This window comes from Kribbella soli, from assembly GCF_004331345.1.
GTDB lineage: Bacteria > Actinomycetota > Actinomycetes > Propionibacteriales > Kribbellaceae > Kribbella > Kribbella soli.
The window spans coordinates 1,604,632-1,621,101 of sequence record NZ_SJJZ01000001.1 but is presented as its reverse complement, the minus strand read 5'-3'; the positions used below and the strand labels follow the sequence as shown (position 1 = coordinate 1,621,101).

Below are 16,470 nucleotides of genomic sequence, written 5' to 3'. Positions count from 1 at the left end.
CACGGCGAGTCGTGGCGCTGAGACTTGCGCATGGTGGTCCGGATCACGACACTCTCGAAGGTCGAGTTCCTATTGGGGGAGGCCGGTTCGACCGGTCCCAGGAACGACGAATGGCTTGTACCGCCTGGTCCTGCTGCGCGACACCGCTCCGGGTCCACGGGCGATCTGCTGGTCGCGAAGGACTGGCCTCAGACCTAGGGGAGACTGTGAAAGACATTTCGGCAGGCGCACGTGAGCGCTCCAAGAATTCACGCGTGATCGCGTTACTCGGCGGAGCCGGCGCGGTAGCGCTCGCCCTGGGTGGTGTCACCCTCGCAATGGCCCCGTCCGCCTCGGCCGACGGCATCGTGAAGCCGGACAACCCGACCTGCGCCGAACTTGTGCCGGGCTCGACCGAGATCAAGTTCGACCCGCCGAACTCGGGTGTCCAGACCAAGGACGGTGTCACGGTGACTCTCACTGTGCATCCGTTGCTCGTCGATGACCCCGACCACGAGGGTGACCAGACCGGCAACACGGTTGTCGACTTCGCCGCCGTCGGCGGCACCGTGCTCGGTGCCATCGTCAAGGGCGGCGACTTCGCGAACTTCTACGACTACCGACCGGGCGGCCAGGTCGCCGGTGTGAACCTGCACCCGCCGGTGAACGAGAAGAACAAGCAGCACCCGTTCTACGGACTGAGCCACGTCAACTTCTGCGTCGGAAAGGGCACCACGCCGACGACTCCGCCCACCACGGAGCCGACGACTCCGCCGACCACCGAGCCGACGACTCCGCCGACCACCGAGCCGACGACTCCGCCCACGACGGAGCCGACGACTCCGCCGACTACGGAACCGACGACTCCGCCGACCACCGAGCCGACGACTCCGCCCACGACGGAACCGACGACTCCGCCGACCACCGAGCCGACGACTCCGCCCACGACCGAGCCGACCGTCACCGTTTCGGAGTCGCCAAGCGAGTCCCCGAGCGAGACGCCGTCGGTGAGCCCGACCAGTACTGCGAGCACTCCCGGAGTCGGGGTTCCGACCGATGTCGACGCTGGTCTGTCCGGTGGGATGAAGAACGCGTCCGCGACCACCAGCAGCCAGAGCATCTGGGGTATTGCCTTGCTGACCCTCGGTGGTCTGCTCGTGTTCGCCGGTGTCCTGAAGGCTCGGCAGCGTCGCGGACAGCACTCTGCCTGAGATATCCGGCAAGCGCCGCCGCCAGGGTCGTGCCCGATCGTCGTGGTTGACGATCTCGGCGCTGGCGGTCGGCGTCGTACTCCTCCTGATCGGCGGTTACGTCCAGATCAGGATGAACAACTCTGACGAAGGTCGGCAGCAGCCCGCTGCCGGCCCGTCCTCAGCGACGCAGCGGCCCGGTACGACGTCCGTCGTGCCGGGCCGGACGCCGTCTCCAGGCTCTACCTCGCAGCAGACCCTTGAGCCGACTACTCAGCCGACCACGCCGCAGGAAACACCCCCGGCGGAGGTCCTGAGTACGGCGCGGGTCCGGCCCGGGGACCCGATCTCGCTGTCAGTACCCAGCCTCGGGATGTCCGCGCGCGTGCTCTCGATCCGCGCCCGTGGTGGTTCACTCATCCCGCCGTCGAACCCGCGGCTGGTCGGCTGGTGGTCCGATGGTGCCCGGCCGGGAGCGACCAAGGGTTCCGCGGTCATCACCGGTCACACCGTGCACACCGGCGGAGGCGCATTCGACGACCTGGACCGGCTGAGGGCGGGTGACAGGGTCTCCGTCAGGACTCGGCACGGGACGATCGAGTACGTCGTCACGGCGGTGGCTATTTATCGCAAGAAGGCGCTGGCCAAGCAGGCCCAGCAGATCTTCAGCCAGGGTGTCCGGGGGCGGCTCGTGCTCGTCACCTGCGAAGACTGGGACGGAACGGGCTACCTCAGCAACGCCGTGGTGATTGCCGTCCCCAAGACTCGCTAGGCGACGTTGAAGGTGTCCGGGTCCGGGCCGGTGCGTTCGCCGCGGTGCAGGGTGCTGATGGTGGTGAGGTCGTCTTCGGTGAGGGTGAAGTCGAAGACGTCGAGGTTCTCGCGGATGCGGGACGGGGTGACGGACTTCGGGATGACGACGTTGCCGAGCTGCAGGTGCCAGCGGAGGACGATCTGGGCCGGCGTGCGGTCGTAGAGCGTTGCCAGCTTGGCGACCACGGTCTCGTTGAGCAGCGCGCCGCCCTTCGCCAGCGGGCTCCAGGCCTCGGTACGGATGCCGAAGTCAGCGCCGTACGCGCGGACCTCGTCCTGCCGCAGGTACGGATGCAGCTCGACCTGGTTGACGGCCGGGGTGATGCGGGAGGACTGCGCGAGACGGTCCAGGTGCTCCGGCTGGAAGTTGGAGACGCCGATCGCGCGCACGCGACCGTCGGCGTACAGCTGCTCCAGTGCACGCCAGCTGGCGACGTACAGGTCGCGTGCCGGGGTCGGCCAGTGGATGAGGTACAGGTCCAGGTGCTCCAGGCCCAGCAGGGACAGGCTCTGGTCGAAAGCCTTCAGTGTGGAGTCGTAGCCCTGGTCCGCGTTCCACAGCTTGGTGGTGATGAACAGGTCGCTCCGGGCGATTCCGGACGCAGCGAGCGCCTGACCGACACCTGCCTCGTTCTGGTACGCCGTCGCAGTGTCGATGCTGCGGTAGCCGGCGTCGAGCGCATGCGTCACGGCAGCAGCCGTTTCGTCGTTCGGGACCTGGAAGACGCCGTACCCGAGCTGGGGCATCTCGACGTCGTTGTTGAGCTTCACGGCGGGGATCATCAGTGGCTTCCTTCAAGTACTAGTGCAGGGGCCTGGCTGGGGTGGCGGCGGTCCAGCAGGCCGGAGACGAGGGCGACAAGCAGACCGGCGACAGCCAGCGCAGCGCCGACCCAGTTGGGCGCTGTGTAGCCGAGGCCGCGCTCGATGGTGAGTCCACCGAGGTACGCGCCGGCAGCGTTGCCGAGGTTGAACGCGGCGATGTTGGCCGCGGACGCCAGCGCCGGAGCGCCCTTCGCCTTGTCCATTACTCGTTTCTGCAGCGGAGCGACAGTGGCGAACCCAGCAGCACCGAAGAGCGCGATCGTCACAGCAGAGGGGAGCTTGGCGTGCGCAGTGAACACGAAGACGACCAGTACGGCGGCCAGTAGCGCCAGGATCAGGTACAGACTCGGCATCAGCGACCGGTCCGCTGCTCTGCCACCTAGCAGGTTGCCTACAACGAGCCCACCGCCGAACAGCACGAGCAGCCAGGTCACCGCACCGGAGGAGAAGCCCGCGACCTCGGTCATCATCGGTGCGATGTAGGTGAAGGATGCGAACACCCCAGCGAAGCCCAGTGCGGTCATCGCCAACGCGAGCCATACCTGCAGGTTCTTGAACACCGCCAACTCGCTACGCAGCCCAGGACCTTCCGTAGTGTCCTGCCGCGGCACCAGGAACACGATGCCGAGCAGCCCGATCACACCGAGCGCAGTCACCGCCCAGAACGTCGACCGCCAGCCGAACTGCTGGCCGAGCGCGGTCCCACCCGGTACGCCGAGCACGTTGGCGACCGTCAGCCCGGTGAACATCAGCGCGATCGCGCTCGCCTGCTTCGCCTTCGGGACCAACGACGCCGCGACCACGGACCCGACGCCGAAGAACGCGCCGTGGGACAGCGCCGCCACGATCCGCCCGGTCATCAGAACGCCGTACGACGGGGCGACCGCGGAGACCAGGTTGCCGGCGATGAAGACGCCCATCAGCGCGATCAGCACGGTCTTGCGGGAGACCTTGGAGCCGATCGCGGTGAGCAGCGGGGCGCCGACCACCACGCCGAGCGCGTAGCCGGAGATGAGCAGTCCGGCGGACGGGATGCTGATGCCGAAGTCGGTGGCGACCTCGGGCAGCAGCCCCATGATGACGAATTCGGTAGTCCCGATCCCGAACGCTCCGATAGCGAGCGCGAGCAAGGCCGCGGGCATGGGTTCTTCTCTCCCTCGAATGTAGTCTTATGACTGTTACCGGCGTGCGCGATAGTTGCATACGCGGGCTATTGCACAAGCGCTATGATTGCGCATGCAAGCATGAAGTTCAAGTGGAGGTGTCGTGGGACTACCGGATGGCGCCGCGGAGGCGCGGGCGCAGGGGTGGCGGACCCTGGCGGCGCTGCACGCCCGGATCGAGGACGAGCTGGAGCGCGCGCTGCAGAAGCAGCACGGGCTGTCGGTGAGTGAGTACAGCGTGCTGGACGTGCTGGCGCGGCAGGACGACTACCACCTGCGGATGAACCAGCTGTCGAACGCGGTGGTGCTCAGCCAGTCCGCTACCACCCGCCTGGTGAACCGGCTGGAGGACCGCAAGCTGCTGCAGCGGTACCTGTGCCCGACGGACCGGCGTGGCATCTACACAGAGGTCACCGAGGCCGGCCGCGAGCTGCTCGACCAGGCCCAGCCGACCCACGACGCCGTACTGACGTCTGCGTTGGAGCATGCCGCCGAGCTACCTGAGCTGTCCCCGCTGGTCACCGCGCTGGGGAAGCTCCCGCTGACGGTCTGACATGGCCCGCCGGTACGACAATCGCAAGCTCTACGTCCTGTTGATGGGCAGCTGCCTGACGCTGATCATCCTGGCGTGGTTCGTCGTACGCCTGTTCTCGATCCCGGCAGCCGTCGGGATGAGCGCAGTCGCCGCCGTACTGCCGCCGATCGCCGTCATCGTCGCCAACTGGGGTCACGACGAACGCTGACGCACGTCCGCGGGGGTCGGGTCGAGATAGAGGTGGCGCACCATCGGGAACGCCTCGCGCACGTCCCTGTCGATCTGCTCGGCCAGCTGCTCGACGGCGGCGCCGGTGGTCTCGGAGTCGTCCAGGTCGACGGTCGCGACCACCAGGACCTGGTCCGGCGCCAACTGCAACGTGAGCAGCTCGACGACTGCGTCGATACCCGGCGTGCCGCCGATCAGCTCGCGGAGCCCGCGCCGGGTCTCGGCCGGCAGCGCACGCCCGATCAGCATCGCCTTGTTGTCGCGGCCGAGCGTGAACGCGACCACCATCAGCAGTACGCCGATCGCGATCGATGCCGCACCGTCCCAGATGTGCTCGCCGGTGACGACGGCCATGGTGACCCCGACCGCGGCGATCAGCAGGCCGATCAGCGCGGCCGAGTCCTCGAAGGCGACCGTCTTGACGGCTGGTTCGGCGAGGCGCAGCTGCTTGCGGATCGATATGCCCGCCTCGCGGGCCTCTCGCCGCAACTGGACGATGGCGCGCAGCCAGGACGATCCCTCGAACAGGAACGAGATCGCGAGCACCGGGTAGATCACCTGCGGCGCCGCGATCGGCTGCGGGTCGAGGATCGAGCGAACGCCTTCCGTGATCGAGAAGCCGGCGCCGAGCACCAGGATGCTGACCGCGGCGAGCAGCGACCAGAAGTACCGTTCCATCCCGTAGCCGAAGGGATGCCGCGCATCGGCAGGCTTACGGCTGCGATGCAGCGCGGTCAGCAGGAACGCCTGATTCAGCGTGTCGGCGACGGAGTGCGCCGCCTCGGCGAGCAGCGCGGTCGAGCCGGAGAGCAGACCGGCGACGATCTTCGCGATCGCGATCGCGAGATTCGCCGTACCGGCCAGGAGGACTGTGGCGTCCGACTCTTTGTCAGGCATCACCTTCGCGTGCCCGGATGCCCGCGGATCGAAACAGTACGTCGATGAACGCGGCGGCGAGCGGATCTGGTTCACCGCGCGTGTACGCCGTGAGCATCCGGCGTACTGCGGGCTCCGGATGCAGGATGTGGCCGTCGAAGTCCTTCGGCAGGATGTTGTCGGGGACCAATGCGGGGCCGAGGCCTGCTGCGGCCAGCGCGGGCGCGGCGGCGGTCTGTTCGGTCCGTACGGCGATGCGCGGCTCGAATCCGGCTTGTGCGCAAGCGTTGTCGAGGACGTCGGCGAGGCCGTGACCTGGTGCGTAGTGAACCCAGGAGCGGTCCGCGAGATCCTGCAGCTTGACGGTGTCTCCGGTCGCTGCGGGATCGTCGGCGGCGACCACGACGACGAGTTCTTCGGTGCCGAGCGCACGCGTGATACCGGGCCAGTTCGGCGGCTCGGGGCCGACGGCGAGGTCGGCTTCGCCGGCGTTCATCGCGTCGACGAGCTCGTCGGTGTGCCGGTGCTCGAACAGGCGGATGCCGACGTTCGGGCGGGTGCGTCGCCACTCGCGGAGCGCGGCCGGCAGCACGCCCAAGGTGATCGAGTAGAGCGTCGCGATCTGCAGCTCGCCGACCTCGAGTCCGGCGGCTTGCCGGGCGGCGCAGCGAGCCCGTTCCGCGTCGGCCAGGGCGGCGCGGGCATGTGGGAGCATCGCGCGGCCCGTCGGCGTGAGGCGGACGCTGCGGGGGAGTCGCTCGAGCAACGGTCCACCGGCCGAACGTTCGAGAGTCCGGATCTGGTGGGAGAGCGCGGGCTGGGTGACGTGCAGGAGCTCGGCGGCCTTCGTGAACGAGCCGTGGTCGACCACGGTGACGAGGTACTCGAGCTGCCGAAGCGTTGCCATGTCTTCAGCTTATGGCTTCGGTGAAAACTATGCGTTGGTTTTATCTCCGCAGGTCAGCAAGGCTGTTGGGTATGGAGAACGTTGCGTTGGTGGTCGGTTCCCGAGGCGTGATCGGGACGAATCTGGTGGAGCATCTGGCGTCGCTGCCCGACTGGAGGGTGATCGGGCTGTCGCGTCGCGGCGGTACCGACGTACCTGGGCGGGTACGGCAGGTGGCCGTCGATCTGCTGGACCCGGACGACACCCGGGACAAACTGTCCGGGCTCACCGATGTGACGCACGTCTTCTACGTCGCGTACCAGGACCGGCCGACCTGGGCCGAGCTCGTCGCGCCGAACCTCGCGATGCTGGTCAACGTCGTCGACGCGATCGAGCCGGTCGCGCGCGGACTGCGGCACGTCAGCCTGATGCAGGGCTACAAGGTGTACGGCGCCCATCTCGGGCCGTTCAAGACGCCGGCCCGGGAGGACGATCCGCCGCATCTGCCGCCGGAGTTCAATGTCGATCAGCAGCGTTTCCTGGAGGAACGTCAGCAGGGCAAGGCGTGGACGTGGTCGGCGTTGCGCCCGTCCGTGGTAGGCGGGTCCGCGCTCGGCAACCCGATGAACCTTGCGGTCGCGATCGCCGTCTATGCGTCGCTGTCGAAGGACCTCGGCGTACCGCTGCGCTTCCCCGGCAAGCCCGGCGCGTACCACTCGTTGCTCGAACTGACCGACGCCGGATTGTTGGCGAAGGCAACGGTCTGGGCGGCGACCGCGCCGGCGGCCGCGAATCAGGCGTTCAACATCACGAACGGCGACCTGTTCCGCTGGAGCGAGATGTGGCCCAAGCTCGGCGCCTGGTTCGACCTGGAGGTCGCGCCGCCGCTGCAGCTGTCACTGCAGGACGTGATGGCGGACAAGGAGCCGGTCTGGAAGCAGTTGCAGGTGTCCCACGGCCTGACCTCGACGTCGTTCGCCGAGGTGTCGTCCTGGCCGTTCGCCGACTTCGTGTTCGGGTGGGACTACGACTTCTTCGCCGATGCCTCGAAGTCACGCCGGGCCGGCTTCCACGAGTACGTCGACACCGAGCAGATGTTCTACGGCATCTTCGCCGACCTGCGCAGGCGCCGCGTCATCCCGTGATCACTCGCCGCGCAGATAGGTGCCGTTGGTGCGGAGGAAGTAGATCGGATCGGTGTACGTGCCGGGGAGCTTGCCCAGCAGTTTGATGACCGTCGACGGGCCGTTCGCGTGGCTCATCGCGTACAGGTACGCGGCGCCGGTGTCCTTGTCGATCGCGGTCAGGAGCGTGCTCACCTGGCCGCATCGCTGGGCGATCAGGTAGTCGAACGCCTGCCAGGTGCCCGAACGGACCTGCTTGACGACCGGCGTCATCGTCTTGGTCAGTGGCAGCCGGACCGTGAACAGCGCGCCGCCACGGGTCGTGGCCAGGAACGTGTCGTACGTCGTGGACTGGCCCAGCAACGCCCACGTCTTCACGGCGCTGAAGCCACCGGTCTGACCGGTCGGGGTCCAGCCGAACGAGTTGATGACCCAGCGGCGCACCGTCCCGTTGCTGAGCCCGTAGAACTGGTTCCGCGCCGTACGGCGCTCATCGTCGACCGACAGGCCGATGGCCGAGTACGCGCCCCAGCCGGCGCTCACCTGGGTGAACGTCGGGTCCGCCGGCTCGGCGGTGTTGGAGTTGTACGACGCCTGTCCGATGACACCTGTGTTCTTGACCACGATGCCGGACTCCAGCGACGGCAGGTTGCGGCTCCAGTTCCAGATCGTGCTCAGGCGGGCCTCGCCGGGGGCGAAGACCTCGACCTGCCGCTGGACCGCGGAGACGGACAGGGGCTGGGTGGCGGTCACGGTGCGGTATTGAACGACGCCTTGGCTGGTCACGGAACCGAGGTCCATCGTGCAGGCGGTCGCAGTCGGTGCGGCTGTCGCAGAGCTCGGGGCAACTAGCAGGGACAAGGGCAGAACGAGGGCCGGGAGGCCTCGCAGGAGCTTCGGGTAGATCATCGTCACCATTCCTCTCATGAGGTTGATGCGCACAACGGATCCGAAGTTTAGAGGGCGTCTGAGAACCCTGCGCCTACTGCGCGGCACTCGGCGGGCACCTCGCTGCACTGGAGGAAAGGGAACGATGCTCCGCATCGAACCCTTCCCTCCAGCACACCGAGGCACTCCGCCGAGCACCTGCTCGCTACGGCGCAGGGTTCTCAGACGCCCTCTCCGCCTCGATGTGGCATGCTCCGGGCTGTGACGGCGATGGGTGCGGGAAAACTTCTCGGGACGAACCTGCGGGCGCGGCGGGACGAACAGGGCATCTCGCTGTCCGAACTCGCCCGGCGGTCCGGGATCGCGAAGGGCACGCTGTCACAGCTCGAGTCCGGCGCGGGCAACCCGACGATCGAGACAGTGTTCAGTTTGTCGAACGCTCTCGGTGTACCGGTGTCGGCGCTGCTGGCCGATTCACCGGCCTCCGACGTGGTGCTCGTGCGGTCCGCGGATGTCGACGTACTGTCCGGCGACGCGATCGACCTGCGGATGCTGCGGCGGCTGGAGCACCCGGGCGGGCTGTTCGAGATCTACAACCAGGAGATCCGGCCGGAGGCGGTCCAGCAGTCCGACGGTCATCCGGGGACCGAGCACCACATTGTCCTGTCGGGATGCCTGCGGATCAACGCTCACGGGCAGATCGAGGAGCTCGGACCCGGCGACTACCTGGCGTTCCGGGCCGCCGGGCCGCACTCGTACGAGGCCGTGGACGGGCCGGTACGGTCGGTGCTGCTGCTCGAGTACCCGCCGGACGTGTACCCGACGGCGGCCGGCGGGCCGCACCTGCCGGGATAGTTCCGGGAAAGGTCCGGATGAGGTCCGGTTGAGTGCATTGACCGGTCGCCCGGAGCACGCGTACGCTCGGTATCGTTCATTTTAGCGAACGCCTGCCGAGGAGGCCCGCCATGCACCGGTCCGCGACACCCGACGTGGTGGTAGTCGGCGCGGGCATGGTCGGGGCCGCGTGCGCGGAGGCGCTGTCGGCGGCCGGCGTGCGGGTGCTGGTGATCGACCGCGACGGTCCGGCAGCAGGGACGACGGCGTCCGGCGAGGGCAACGTGCTGGTGTCGGACAAGGAGCCGGGGCCGGAGCTGGAGCTCGCCGTCGCGTCCCGGGCCGAGTGGGAGATCGTCCGCGGCCGGCTGCCCGAGTGGGTCGCCGACGTGGAATGGGAGGCGAAGGGTGGCGTCGTGGTGGCGACCGGTGACCCGGAGCCGCTGATCGCGTTCGCGGCGAAGCAGCGCGCGGCCGGGGTCACCGCGCGGGTGATCACGCCCGCGGAGGTCTTCGAGCTCGAGCCGTTGGTCACGCCAAGGGTGACGATCGGCGTGCATTACCCGGACGACGCGCAGGTACAGCCGGTGCTGGCAGCAACGGCGTTGCTGGCGGCGGTTCGCGAGCGCGGTGGCGAAGTGAGATCGGGGGTCACCGCGCTCGGGATCCGGCAGTCTCGGGGTCGCGTAGTCGGCGTGGACACATCGGATGGCGACATCGCTTGTGGTGCGGTGCTCAATGCGTGCGGACCGTGGGCGGGCGCGTTCAGTGCGGCGGCCGGCGCGCCGATCGAGGTGCTGCCCCGGCGCGGGATGATCCTCGTGACGGCGCCGCTGCCGGAGTGCGTGCGCCACAAGGTGTACGACGCGGACTACGTCGGCGCGGTCGGCAGCGGGGACGCCGACCTGCAGACGTCCACCGTGGTCGAGTCGACGCGGGCCGGGACGGTGCTGATCGGATCGAGTCGGGAGCGGATCGGGTTCGACGACGCGGTGCGCGTCCGGGTGCTGCGGGAGCTCGCGCGGAAGGCTGTCGGCCTGTTCCCGTTCCTCGGCGACGTGCCGGTGATGCGGACGTACGGCGGATTTCGCCCGTACGCACCGGATCACCTGCCGGTGATCGGTGCGGATCCGCGCGTGCACGGGCTGTGGCACGCGACCGGACATGAGGGTGCGGGCATCGGTCTGGCTCCTTCGACCGGTCGCCTCATCACCGAACAGTTTCTGGGCCTCACGCCGCACCTTGACCCAACTCCGTTCCGGGTCGACCGTCCGGCGGTGATCGCCGCATGAGTGGATACCTTCGCCCGCGGTCCGGTGACCCGGCCGAGATCGGTACGCCGACGGCCGTGGACGTGACCGTCGACGGGCGTCCGGTCGCGGCCCACGCGGGTCAGACGGTGGCCGCCGTACTACTGGCCAACGGGCGCGACACCTGGCGAACCACCCGCGTACACGACCGCCCCCGCGGGATCTTCTGCGGAATCGGCGCCTGCCAGGACTGTCTGGTCACAGTCAACGGCCTCCCCGATGTCCGAGCCTGCCAACGCACCATCACCCCCGGCGACGCCATCACAACTCAGACTGGCGCAGCCCTCCCCACAACCTCCTCCCCAGCGGCAACCGTGGCGGAGCAGGGGCGCAGGGGTTTTGAGGTTGTGGTGGTGGGGGCCGGGCCGGCGGGGGTTGCGGCTGCGGTTGCGGCGGGGGATGCCGGGGCCGAGGTGCTTGTTGTGGACAACGGGCGGGCTGTCGGGGGGCAGTACAACCGGCAGTTGCCGGCGGAGTTTGCTGCTCGGCGGCCGGATCGGCTGCAGCACGAGTGGAAGGTGTTCGCCGAGCAGCGGGACCGACTCGTCAGCCATCCGCGGATCACGTACCTGCCCGACACCTCGGTGTGGGCAATCGAAGGTCTCCGGCTCTGGGCTCAGACCGGGCCTGCAGACGCCAGCGGCCGGCAACCGTTCGCCATCGACGCACAATCTGTCGTCCTGGCCGCCGGCGCCTACGATCGCGTCCTTCCCTTCCCTGGTTGGGATCTTCCGGGCGTCTACACCGCCGGTGCCGCGCAGGCACTCGCCAAGGGGCAGCGGATTGCCGTCGGTCACCGCGTACTTGTCGCCGGCACGGGCCCGTTCCTGCTCCCGGTGGCCGAGTCGTTGGTCGGCGTCGGCGCCCACGTCGTCGCGCTCCTCGAAGCCAACTCGCTGACGACAGTCCGCAAGGGCTGGTCCAGCGATCCATTAGTTGCCCCGAGCAAGCTCCGCGAGGCCTTCGGGTACGGCGCGTTGCTCGCCCGCCATCGCATCCCGCTCCGCCACGGGTGGACCGTGATCGCCGCGCACGGCACCGACCACGTCGAGGCTGCCACGATCGCCCGCCTGGACAGCGATTGGCGTCCGATCCGTGGCAGCGAACGCCGGGTGGACGTCGATGCCGTCTGTGTCGGCTTCGGCTTCACCGCGAACCTGGAGCTCGCCGTCTCGGCCGGCTGCACGATCACCACCGGCCCCGACGGCAGCCCGGCCGTGGCCGTCGACGCTGACCAGCAGACGAGCACCCCCGGCGTCTTCGCGGCCGGCGAACTCACCGGCATCGGCGGCGCCGCCCTCTCCGCCGCAGAAGGCACCCTCGCCGGCACCACCGCCGCCCACCACGCCCTCGCCGGGTCAGACGCGGCTGGGACTGCCAGTGTTCGGGGGGCTGTTGAGCGGGGGCGGCGGTTTGCCGCGGCTTTGGCTCGGGCTTATCCCGTGAGGGACGGGTGGAAGAGCTGGAGTACTGCGGACACGCTCGTCTGCCGCTGTGAGGAAGTGACCCGCGGACAGGTCGAAGCCGCAGCGCAGGAGCGCGGGCTGAACGACGGGCGGGCGATGAAGCTGAGCAGCCGCGCAGGGCTCGGGATGTGCCAGGGGCGGGTGTGTTCGCGCACCGTCGCAGCCCTGCTGGCCGCGCCGGGCGACGTACCGGAACCAAGCATGAAACGACCGATCGCCGTACCAGTGAGGCTGCGGGATCTGGCGGACGCCGAGGTCGCGGAATCACCAGAAACCGTGCTGGACACCATGGAGGAACAATGAGCGAGAAGCTGGACGGCGTGATCGTCGCGACCGCGCTGCCGTACGCCGAGGACGCGTCGGCGCCGGCGGGACTGCGCCCGGATCTGGACAAGTACGCCGAGCACTGCCGCTGGCTGGTCGACAACGGCTGCCGTGGCGTCGGGCCGAACGGGTCTCTCGGTGAGTACTCGTCGCTCTCCGACGACGAGCGCCGCGCCGTGGCGAAGACCGCGATCGAGGCTGTCGGTGACGACGGTGTCGTGGTGATCGGCGTCCACGGGGTCGGTTCCCACCAGGCCCGCGCCTGGGCGGAGAAGGCCGCCGAGGACGGTGCGGACGGTGTTCTCTGCCTGCCGCCGACGATGTACCGCGCGAACCGGGGCGAGGTGATCGCGCACTTCACCGAGGTCGCGAAGGCCGGACTGCCGGTGATGGTCTACAACAACCCGCTCGACACCAAGGTCGACCTGACCCCGGACCTGCTCGCGGAGATCGCGCAGATCGAGAACATCGTCGCGGTGAAGGAGTTCTCCGGCGACGTCCGGCGGATCCTGGAGATCCGCGAGCTGGCGCCGGACCTGGCCGTGATCGCCGGCGCCGACGACCTGACCCTCGAAGCGCTGCTGATGGGCGCGACCGGCTGGTTCGCCGGCTTCCCGAACGTGTTCCCGAAGGAATCCGTTCAGTTGTTCGAGCTCGCCACGCAGGGCAAGCTGGAGGAGGCCCGCGCGTTGTACGAGCCGCTGGTCGCCGCGTTCCGGTGGGATTCGCGCACCGAGTTCGTCCAGGCGATCAAGTACGGCATGGACTACGTCGGCCGGTTCGGTGGACCGTGCCGACCGCCGCGCGGGCCGCTGGTTCCCGAGCACGTCGCGCAGTTGGAGCAGGACATGAAGAAGGCAGTGGAATCCCTGAGCGGTGGAGCGCAGGGATGAGGTCCGTCCGGACCATCACCGCGATCGACTCGCACACCGAGGGCATGCCGACCCGCGTCGTCACCGGCGGGGTCGGCGTGGTCCCCGGTGCGACGATGGCCGAGCGGCGCGAGTACTTCATCAAGCACCTGGACGACCTGCGGTTGTTCCTGATGAACGAGCCGCGCGGCCATGCCGCGATGAGCGGCGCGATCCTGCAACCGCCGACGCGGGCCGACGCGGACTGGGGCGTGCTGTACATCGAGGTCTCCGGACTGCTGCCGATGTGTGGGCACGGCACGATCGGGGTCGCGACCGTGCTGGTCGAGTCCGGCATGGTCGAGGTGACGGAGCCGGTGACCGAGGTCCGGCTCGACACGCCCGCCGGCCTCGTCGTCGTGGACGTTGCCGTGAGCAACGGTCGCGCCGAGCACGTGACCTTGCGCAACGTTCCGTCGTACTCGCATGCTCTGGACGCGTCGGTCGAGGTGCCCGGGCTGGGGCGCGTCACCTATGACATGGCGTACGGCGGGAACTTCTACGCGATCCTGCCGCTGGAGCAGCTCGGGATCCCGTTCGACCGGGCCGAGAAGGACCGCATCCTGAAGGCCGGGCTGGACATCATGGACGCGATCAACGCCACCGACCGTCCGGTGCATCCGCTCGATCCCGGGATCAACGGCTGTAAGCACGTGCAGTTCACCGCGCCCGGTCTCGACGGCGCCGACTCGCGGAACGCGATGGCGATCCACCCCGGCTGGTTCGACCGTTCGCCGTGCGGCACCGGTACGTCGGCCCGGATGGCTCAGCTCCACGCCCGCGGCGAGCTCGCCCTCGACACCGACTTCGTCAACGAGTCCTTCATCGGCACCCGCTTCACCGGCCGCCTGATCGAAGAAACCACCGTCGGTCCGCACCCCGCCGTAGTCCCCACAGTCACCGGCCGAGCCTGGATCACCGGCACCGCCAACTACCTCCTCGACCCCGACGACCCGTTCCCTACCGGCTTCGTCCTCTAGGCCCAGCTCGCGCGGGTCAGCGGTGGAGTTGGGATTGCCAGTTGGTGGGGACGTTGCCGCCGGGGACCGGCTGGGTTTCGGGGCGGGAGATCGGCGGGGCGAGGGTGGGGCCGTCGTAGTACTGGGACTCGCCGTAGTGCCAGAACCAGTCCTCGCCGGGCTCGAAGCTGCGGACGATCTGGTGGCCGGTCTTGTCGGCGTGACCGGACGCGTGCTGGGCGGGGGAGGAGTCGCAGCAGCCGATGTGACCGCACTGCGCGCACCGGCGGAGGTGGAACCACCAGCCGTCGACCTGCAGACACTCAACGCATCCGGTGCCGCTCGGGGGAACTGTGCTGTCGATGCCTGGCGTTCCAGAACTCTCCGTCATACCGCCCATCCTGGCCCGTCCCCGGCCTCCTGGACAAGGAACCCCCGGGCTACTCGGGCCAGGAGGAGTTCTTGATGACGTCCACGAAATCCGTGCGGTGGAAGCCGGGCACGAAGTGTTCCAGAACGTCCGCCTTGACGTTGCCGAAGGTGGTCGCCGGGCGGTCCTGGATGCCTTCGGCGAACGCCTCGAGGATGCGGTTCTTGAAGTCGGGGCGCGGGTGGGCGTCGATGACGGCGTTGCGTTGCGCCTCGGTGATGGCGTCGTACCCGAGGCCGAGGACGTCGAGTTCGACGCCGCGGGTGACGAGGGCGATCTCGGCGGGCAGGTGCAGCGGGATCTCCGGGGTGGTGTGCAGGGCGATTGCCGTCCACACGCGGTCGGCGGCGTCGCCGGTGATGCCGTGCCGCTGGAGGAACCGGCGGGCCTCGTCGGCGCCGTCGATCTCGAAGCGCTGGTCGGGACGGCGGTAGCGCTCGGTCAGACCGAGGTCGTGGAACATCGCGCCGACGTACAGCAGTTCGGGGTCGAACTCGAGGCCCTGTTCCTGGCCGCGGAGCGATCCGAACAGGTACACGCGCCGGGAGTGGTCGAAGAGCAGCGATGACGCGGCCTCGCGGACGAGTTCGGTCGCGTCCCGGGCGAGCGTGCTGTCGGGGATCCGGATGCCGGCGATCTCCTCGGTCATGGTGGTCCTTTCACAGTGGCAACGCTGGGCTCAGTGGTTCCAGGTTCGCGGGAATCGCTACGCTGGTGCCATGTCCTTATCGCCACATGAACCACAGATTCGGACACGCCGCCGGGTCGCGTTCGTCGTGTACGACGGCGTGACGCTGCTCGACGTCACCGGGCCGCTCGAGGTGCTCCACCAGGCGAACCAGGTGGGGAACGGGCAGTACGAGACGATGCTCGTGTCTGCGGTGGGTGGCCAGGTGACTGCTGCGTCGGGGTTGATGCTGGCCGGGACGATCACTCCGAAAGAAGCCGGGGTGATTGACACAGCTGTCGTGGCTGGAGCCGATCACCTCGTGGATGAGGTGCCGAGCGCGGTGCTGGACGTAACGGCGGCACTGGCGGCGAAGGCCGGAAGGGTCGCGTCGGTCTGTAGTGGGGCGTTCGTGCTGGCCGCTCTCGGTCTGCTGGACGGGCGGCGGGCGACGACGCACTGGCGGCATGCGGCGGCGATGGCTCGGCAGTACCCGAAGGTCGAGGTTGTTCCGGATGCGCTGCACATCACCGACGGGCGGTACGTGACCTCGGCCGGGATCAGTGCCGGCATTGACCTCACGCTCGCCCTGGTCGAAGCGGACCACGGCGCCGACACGGCCAGAGCGGTGGCGCGTGAGCTCGTGGTGTTCATGCAGCGCCCGGGAGGGCAGTCGCAGTTCTCGACCGCGATGGCGACTCCGCCGGCACGGAGCGAGCTGATGCGCACGATCGCCGACACAGTCGTTGCAGATCCCGCCGGCGACCACACGCTGCCGAACCTTGCCGCCGCGGCCGCGGTCAGCCCGCGTCACCTGACCCGCTTGTTCCAGAGCGAGTTCCGCACCACGCCTGGCCGCTGGGTCGAACGCGTGCGGCTGGACCGTGCGCAGCAGCTCCTGCTCGACGGGCACAGCATCACCGCGGCCGCCCGTCTCAGCGGGCTCGGCAGCGACGAGACCCTGCGCCGTGCGTTCGCCCGTCACCTCGGCGCGACGCCAACGGAGTACCTTCGCCGGTTCAAAAGCGTATAGGACAGAACCTGTCCGCTACCTCGTCCAGA

Annotated in this window: 18 protein-coding genes; 11 read left to right on the top strand and 7 right to left on the bottom strand. The window is 68.7% G+C overall.

The genetic code is table 11. From position 1 onward, the window contains the following. Nucleotides 1-254 precede the first annotated feature (254 nt). Nucleotides 255-1,190: a hypothetical protein gene (locus tag E0H45_RS08050; protein WP_238154853.1), complete on the top strand. Its 936-nt coding sequence runs from the start codon at nucleotides 255-257 to the stop codon at nucleotides 1,188-1,190. Nucleotides 1,191-1,236: 46 nt separating this feature from the next. Next, the gene (locus E0H45_RS08045) at nucleotides 1,237-1,941 is read left to right on the top strand and encodes a class F sortase (protein ID WP_238154852.1); all 705 of its coding nucleotides are present in this window, start codon (nucleotides 1,237-1,239) and stop codon (nucleotides 1,939-1,941) included. Here the strand turns inward: E0H45_RS08045 and E0H45_RS08040 are convergent. Then, the gene (locus E0H45_RS08040; protein ID WP_475009176.1) at nucleotides 1,938-2,768 is read right to left on the bottom strand and encodes an aldo/keto reductase; all 831 of its coding nucleotides are present in this window, start codon (nucleotides 2,766-2,768) and stop codon (nucleotides 1,938-1,940) included. The genes E0H45_RS08045 and E0H45_RS08040 overlap by 4 nt on opposite strands. Further along, nucleotides 2,765-3,949 (bottom strand): MFS transporter, encoded by a 1,185-nt coding sequence (locus E0H45_RS08035; protein WP_131335665.1) that lies wholly within the window; start codon nucleotides 3,947-3,949, stop codon nucleotides 2,765-2,767. The genes E0H45_RS08040 and E0H45_RS08035 overlap by 4 nt, the downstream gene beginning before the upstream one ends. A 124-nt stretch (nucleotides 3,950-4,073) precedes the next feature. Here E0H45_RS08035 and E0H45_RS08030 point away from each other — a divergent pair, with 124 nt between their 5' ends. After that, nucleotides 4,074-4,523: a MarR family winged helix-turn-helix transcriptional regulator gene (locus tag E0H45_RS08030; protein WP_131335663.1), complete on the top strand. Its 450-nt coding sequence runs from the start codon at nucleotides 4,074-4,076 to the stop codon at nucleotides 4,521-4,523. Nucleotide 4,524: 1 nt separating this feature from the next. Then, nucleotides 4,525-4,713: a DUF3099 domain-containing protein gene (locus E0H45_RS08025; protein WP_131335661.1), complete on the top strand. Its 189-nt coding sequence runs from the start codon at nucleotides 4,525-4,527 to the stop codon at nucleotides 4,711-4,713. Here the strand turns inward: E0H45_RS08025 and E0H45_RS08020 are convergent. Both E0H45_RS08020 and E0H45_RS08015 read right to left on the bottom strand, forming a co-directional pair. After that, nucleotides 4,698-5,630, bottom strand: a complete 933-nt coding sequence (locus tag E0H45_RS08020; RefSeq protein ID WP_131335658.1) for a cation diffusion facilitator family transporter — start codon at nucleotides 5,628-5,630, stop codon at nucleotides 4,698-4,700. The genes E0H45_RS08025 and E0H45_RS08020 overlap by 16 nt on opposite strands. Beyond that, nucleotides 5,623-6,516, bottom strand: a complete 894-nt coding sequence (locus E0H45_RS08015) for a LysR family transcriptional regulator (RefSeq protein WP_131335656.1) — start codon at nucleotides 6,514-6,516, stop codon at nucleotides 5,623-5,625. The genes E0H45_RS08020 and E0H45_RS08015 overlap by 8 nt, the downstream gene beginning before the upstream one ends. A gap of 71 nt (nucleotides 6,517-6,587) precedes the next feature. Here E0H45_RS08015 and E0H45_RS08010 point away from each other — a divergent pair, with 71 nt between their 5' ends. Next, nucleotides 6,588-7,640: an SDR family oxidoreductase gene (locus tag E0H45_RS08010; protein WP_131335654.1), complete on the top strand. Its 1,053-nt coding sequence runs from the start codon at nucleotides 6,588-6,590 to the stop codon at nucleotides 7,638-7,640. Here the strand turns inward: E0H45_RS08010 and E0H45_RS08005 are convergent, their stop codons facing one another. Next, the gene (locus tag E0H45_RS08005; protein WP_131335652.1) at nucleotides 7,641-8,528 is read right to left on the bottom strand and encodes a hypothetical protein; all 888 of its coding nucleotides are present in this window, start codon (nucleotides 8,526-8,528) and stop codon (nucleotides 7,641-7,643) included. It lies immediately after the preceding gene. A gap of 228 nt (nucleotides 8,529-8,756) precedes the next feature. On the opposite strand from E0H45_RS08005, the gene E0H45_RS08000 reads away from it, so the two are divergent. The 5 genes from E0H45_RS08000 (at nucleotide 8,757) to E0H45_RS07980 (ending at nucleotide 14,332) form a co-directional block, all read left to right on the top strand. Next, nucleotides 8,757-9,362 (top strand): helix-turn-helix domain-containing protein, encoded by a 606-nt coding sequence (locus E0H45_RS08000; protein ID WP_131335651.1) that lies wholly within the window; start codon nucleotides 8,757-8,759, stop codon nucleotides 9,360-9,362. 110 nt (nucleotides 9,363-9,472) lie between these two features. Next, nucleotides 9,473-10,633, top strand: coding sequence for an NAD(P)/FAD-dependent oxidoreductase (locus tag E0H45_RS07995; RefSeq protein ID WP_131335649.1), 1,161 nt, complete (start codon nucleotides 9,473-9,475; stop codon nucleotides 10,631-10,633). After that, nucleotides 10,630-12,420, top strand: coding sequence for a 2Fe-2S iron-sulfur cluster-binding protein (locus E0H45_RS07990; RefSeq protein WP_131335647.1), 1,791 nt, complete (start codon nucleotides 10,630-10,632; stop codon nucleotides 12,418-12,420). Before E0H45_RS07995 ends, E0H45_RS07990 begins: the two co-directional genes overlap by 4 nt. Next, complete coding sequence (locus E0H45_RS07985) at nucleotides 12,417-13,334, top strand: dihydrodipicolinate synthase family protein (RefSeq protein ID WP_131335645.1); 918 nt, start codon at nucleotides 12,417-12,419, stop codon at nucleotides 13,332-13,334. Before E0H45_RS07990 ends, E0H45_RS07985 begins: the two co-directional genes overlap by 4 nt. Next, a complete protein-coding gene (locus E0H45_RS07980) occupies nucleotides 13,331-14,332 on the top strand; it encodes a proline racemase family protein (RefSeq protein WP_131335643.1) in 1,002 nt (333 codons plus the stop codon). Before E0H45_RS07985 ends, E0H45_RS07980 begins: the two co-directional genes overlap by 4 nt. A gap of 16 nt (nucleotides 14,333-14,348) precedes the next feature. Here E0H45_RS07980 and E0H45_RS07975 read toward each other — a convergent pair whose 3' ends face one another. Together E0H45_RS07975 and E0H45_RS07970 are read right to left on the bottom strand one after the other, a co-directional pair. Then, complete coding sequence (locus tag E0H45_RS07975; protein WP_131335641.1) at nucleotides 14,349-14,702, bottom strand: UBP-type zinc finger domain-containing protein; 354 nt, start codon at nucleotides 14,700-14,702, stop codon at nucleotides 14,349-14,351. A gap of 49 nt (nucleotides 14,703-14,751) precedes the next feature. Then, a complete protein-coding gene (locus E0H45_RS07970; RefSeq protein ID WP_131335639.1) occupies nucleotides 14,752-15,390 on the bottom strand; it encodes an HD domain-containing protein in 639 nt (212 codons plus the stop codon). Between the two features lie 70 nt (nucleotides 15,391-15,460). On the opposite strand from E0H45_RS07970, the gene E0H45_RS07965 reads away from it, so the two are divergent. Beyond that, on the top strand, nucleotides 15,461-16,441 hold the full coding sequence (locus E0H45_RS07965; RefSeq protein WP_131335637.1) for a GlxA family transcriptional regulator: 981 nt from the start codon (nucleotides 15,461-15,463) through the stop codon (nucleotides 16,439-16,441). Nucleotides 16,442-16,470: the final 29 nt, after the last annotated feature.